Below are 819 nucleotides of genomic sequence, written 5' to 3' on the forward strand. Positions count from 1 at the left end.
TTTTTATTTATGTGTTATTATAAAATATATAATTTACGGTATAAGTCGATACGTTTGTAATATTATTTTAATCAAGATAAATAAATGGTATTGCAAGTGTAGCGTAATAGGATTTCCAAAACCATTCCGTTCCAAAAATCTGTGCTGATTTTATGGGGGAACAGGATGATCTTAACTGGCAGTGAGCATATGTAACCCATGGCATTAGATTCCAAGCTTGATGTTCAACAGGGAAAGCGGCTAGCTGCGGTTGAGCTCCTCCTGATGTAAGGCCCGCATATAATTGCTCCCTGTAATCTGGATTCCGAACAAATGGACCAACAACGCCCCCGCTCGATCTTTGCCACCCAATAATTTGTTCCCAGTGAATTACACCCAATGCAGCGATTTCTCGCTCATGTTCATATGGAGAAAATCTTCCTAACGATGCATTAACATCAATGAAATTAGGGGTAACTCTTATATGATAAATATAACCATCATGATTAAGGTAATCATATATCCAATTAGCTGCAATAGAGTAGTATCTTGTTGTAGATACATAGCCAGAATTATAGCGTGACATTCCTGTTGCAGTTCCATGTACATGATTCCATAAACTTATATCTGGTGGAGGTTGATTAGGCCGTGTTCCATCCATCCCTCGCGGTAGGAAACCGCCATCACGTTTTACTTCTTCAGGAGACTGCATAGCCGCTCGATAAACTTTATTATTATCATTGTCATCGGCAAAGACATGCTGTGAAAACACAATAAGTATTATAGTAATAAATAATTTAAACATTTTTTTCTAATCTCATTACTTAAATTAACATCTTT

General features: G+C 36.8%; 1 protein-coding gene. It reads right to left on the bottom strand.

The genetic code is table 11. From position 1 onward, the window contains the following. Nucleotides 1-67: 67 nt before the first annotated feature. The gene (locus ACFINC_RS10330) at nt 68-784 is read right to left on the bottom strand and encodes an enterotoxin A family protein (protein WP_375617153.1); all 717 of its coding nucleotides are present in this window, start codon (nt 782-784) and stop codon (nt 68-70) included. Between the last annotated feature and the right edge of the window lie 35 nt (nt 785-819).

The sequence above is a fragment of the Bartonella sp. AP58NXGY genome (assembly GCF_042195785.1).
Lineage (GTDB): Bacteria > Pseudomonadota > Alphaproteobacteria > Rhizobiales > Rhizobiaceae > Bartonella.

Bases quoted from the DNA above. Each gene is read 5' to 3' on its own strand.
- ACFINC_RS10330 (WP_375617153.1), bottom strand. From the start codon at position 784: ATGTTTAAATTATTTATTACTATAATACTTATTGTGTTTTCACAGCAT.